Raw genomic sequence first — 3,045 nt, 5'->3', positions numbered from 1 at the left:
TCCCAATGTTGCAGGGTCGTCATGATCGGCATGTTGTTGGTTTCCAACATGTACAGACCGGGGGTGAAGACATCGGCCAACTGGCCTTCGTGGACAAAGACCGCCGCCTGACCTTCACGTACCGTCAGCTTGGCACCGTATTTGATCTCATGGCCCTCACGCTCGAACCGCCAGACCATGGTGTCGCGGGTGTTGTCGGTCCAATGGATGACGTCAATGAATTCACCGGTCAGAAAATCGAAAATGCCCATGGTATGGTCTCCGTCGTTAGGTGGTTGGGACGCGGCGCATCCGGTTAGCTTTGTCCAGGTGAGAGGTATTCACGCGCAAGCATACGCGCAATAGGGGCGGCTGTCGCAGGGTCCATGCCGGTTTGCAGGCGCGGGTCATAGAGCATCCGCAACAAGAGTTCGTCGTGTTCGGTCAGCAGCGCGAATTCTTCGTCGTCATTAAAAATCGAGGGGCGCGCTTGCGGGCTGTCGTTGGCAAGTCCCATGCCTTGGGCCAATTCCTCGTGGATACAGGCACTGCGCATCAGGCTGGGGTGTTCGGCGCGGATCATCGCGACGGCTTTGGTATAGTTGGACCGGCCGGGGGCGAAAGTGCCGATCACAAGGCAAAGCTGGTCGCGGGGCAGGTTTACGAAGGTGCGCACGGTCGCGTCCGAAATATTTGGGATCAGGGCGCGCAGGCGTGGACCATAGGCGCGGCGGTCGTCCTCACCCAGAAAAAGCACGCGGAAATTGGGGTTCTGGTCAGTGATCTCGATCGGCACGCCTGTGACACGTGACAGGCGCGCGGCATAGGCGCTTACACTGGCCAGATCTGCATCGCGCTGGGCGAGGGGGACGGTATCACCGAATTCCACCGACATGCGGATCGGGGTCGTCCAGCGGCGTAGTTTGGAAACTGTGACCTGTGGTATCAGGAAATCACTGTCGTCGCGGTATTCGTTGAAAAGCGCGATGCGCACAAAGTTGCGCGCGAGTTGGGTATCTGTGAACGGCGTATCCGTCCCGCCTCCATCACCCCGCATCAGGCCTTGGTTCAGAAGATCGTTTTGCAAACGGCCATAATAGACCGCCAGATCCTTGCTGGCCTGACTGGGGGTTGTGACAACGGGGGTCGGGTCGGGCGTGGGGGCCGTCACCGGTGGCGGCGGTGCGGGTGTCGTGACCGGAGGTGTCATCAACTGGCACCCCATGACACCCGTCGCAAGGACGAGCATCGCAAGACGCCGTGTGATACCCCCGATCATCATAGCCTTTTAGCGGCCTGTCGCGGTGCCGATGGTGTCGCCTGTGCCGGTTTTGCGCGCCTTGGCGGAGGCAAGGGTTTCTTTCAGCTCCTGCTCCATCTTCTGCAACTCGACCTCGGCCTCGGCGCGCTTGCGCTTGCCTTCGTCGGCAATCTCGAGGCTTTCATTGATCGTGGCAATCAGGTTGGCGTTGGCCGCTTTCACTGCGTTGATGTCAAAGACACCGCGTTCCATTTCCTCGCGGATGGTGCGGTTGGCCTGCCGCAGGTTCTCGGCGTTGGCTTTCAGCAATTCATTGGTCAGATCATTGGCGTCACGCACCGCCTCTGCCGCTTCCGTAGAGCGCTGGATCGTCACCGCCTGCGCCAGTTGGGTTTCCCACAGTGGCACCGTGTTCACCAAGGTTGAGTTGATCTTGGTCACCAGAGACTTGTCGTTTTCCTGCACCAGACGGATCGACGGCAAGGATTGCATTGTGACCTGGCGCGTCAGTTTGAGGTCATGCACACGGCGTTCCAGATCATCGCGCGCCGCGCGCAGATCGCGCAGTTCCTGCGCTTTCATCACGGCCTGTTCTTCGGCGGCGGCCTGCACCTCGGCCTCTTTGGCGGGGATTGTCGTGGCGTCCAGATCGGCGATCTTGGCTTCGCCTGCTGCGATATAAAGACCCAGTTCATCATAGAATTGCAGGGTCTTGTCATAAAGCATATCAAGGCTTTCGATGTCTTTGAGCAGCACATGTTCATGCTTGAGAAGATCATCGGTGATATGGTCGATCTGGCCTTGGACTTCTTCGAAACGGGCGGCGAACTTTGCCATGGGTGCGGCACGGCCCAAGAGCTTTTCCCACCAGCTGCGCTTGCGGCGCACATCCAGTTCCGAGATCGAAAACCCGCGGATCGTGGTCACGATATTGCGCAGGCTGTCACCCGCGGGGCCTACGTCCTTGTTGCGCACGCCTGCCAGCATGGATTGGCTGATGACCTGCAATTCGGCCTGTGCCGAGGAGCCGAAAGACACAATGGAATTGGTGTCTGCGATATTGATCTCGGCCACACGTTTCTGGATCTCGGCGCTGGTTGGAGCGTCTGCGGCCTCAAGCGTGATGAGTTCACTCTTGGGTTCAGGCAGAACAACAGCGGTGATTTTTTCAACTTCGGCAAGCGCGGCTTCAGCCTTTTGGCGGATCGTTTCAGACATTAGTCGTTCCCTTTCGTTTTCAAATTGACGCCCTCACGCTGGAGGCGGTCACGCAGTACATTAATTTCAATATCCATATCGCTGCGGTCATCGAGCATCATCTTGTCGGTGCGTGCAGCAAAATTCTGTTCAAGATCATCCAGCAGCGCCTCATAGGCGGCGCGGGCATCGGCGTCTTTGTTACGGTTGTAAAGATCGACGAACTTGAGTGTCGCGTCCCGTGCGCCCATCAAATAAACGCCGAGGAATTTGCGCGCACCGGTCAGGTCACGCGGGTCTTCCTCAACGGTGCGGATCATGCGGCGGGCGATCACCTGAAAATCCTCGACGCGTTCTGTCAGGCGGCGGTCGGAGACAGTCTCGATCTGGCGTTTCATGACGTCCAGATGCGCCTCGGCCTGATCGACAACGCGGGCGACGCGGTCTTGCTGAAAGCTGTCGATCCCTTCCATGCGCTTGTCCGTCATCGGGTCAATCCCGAAGGTCGCGGTATGCAGACCAGCCGCGGCGATCCCGTAGAGGACGGCGCCAATCGCGCCGCTGTCACCCGTATAGGCCGCGATGGTCACGCCCACCCCTGTGAGTGC

4 protein-coding genes are annotated in these 3,045 nt (G+C 58.9%); all 4 read right to left on the bottom strand.

Annotated elements, in window-relative coordinates; all coding sequences use genetic code 11:
- A partial coding sequence (locus VGP75_RS16985) for an SPFH domain-containing protein (RefSeq protein WP_327544786.1) occupies positions 1–251 on the bottom strand: 251 nt, incomplete at its 3' end.
- Positions 252–295: 44 nt separating this feature from the next.
- On the bottom strand, positions 296–1,261 hold the full coding sequence (locus VGP75_RS16980) for a DUF2927 domain-containing protein (protein WP_327544785.1): 966 nt from the start codon (positions 1,259–1,261) through the stop codon (positions 296–298).
- A gap of 6 nt (positions 1,262–1,267) precedes the next feature.
- On the bottom strand, positions 1,268–2,458 hold the full coding sequence (locus tag VGP75_RS16975) for a toxic anion resistance protein (protein WP_327544784.1): 1,191 nt from the start codon (positions 2,456–2,458) through the stop codon (positions 1,268–1,270).
- Positions 2,458–3,045 (bottom strand): 5-bromo-4-chloroindolyl phosphate hydrolysis family protein (locus VGP75_RS16970; RefSeq protein WP_327544783.1); only part of this gene is annotated, 588 nt, incomplete at its 5' end. The genes VGP75_RS16975 and VGP75_RS16970, both read right to left, overlap by 1 nt.

This window comes from Yoonia sp., from assembly GCF_036007805.1.
Classification (GTDB): Bacteria; Pseudomonadota; Alphaproteobacteria; order Rhodobacterales; family Rhodobacteraceae; genus Yoonia.
Note: the sequence above shows the minus strand (reverse complement) of the source record. Positions and strands in the feature narration are given on the sequence as shown.

Bases quoted from the DNA above. Each gene is read 5' to 3' on its own strand.
- VGP75_RS16980 (WP_327544785.1), bottom strand. From the start codon at position 1,261: ATGATGATCGGGGGTATCACACGGCGTCTTGCGATGCTCGTCCTTGCG.
- VGP75_RS16975 (WP_327544784.1), bottom strand. From the start codon at position 2,458: ATGTCTGAAACGATCCGCCAAAAGGCTGAAGCCGCGCTTGCCGAAGTT.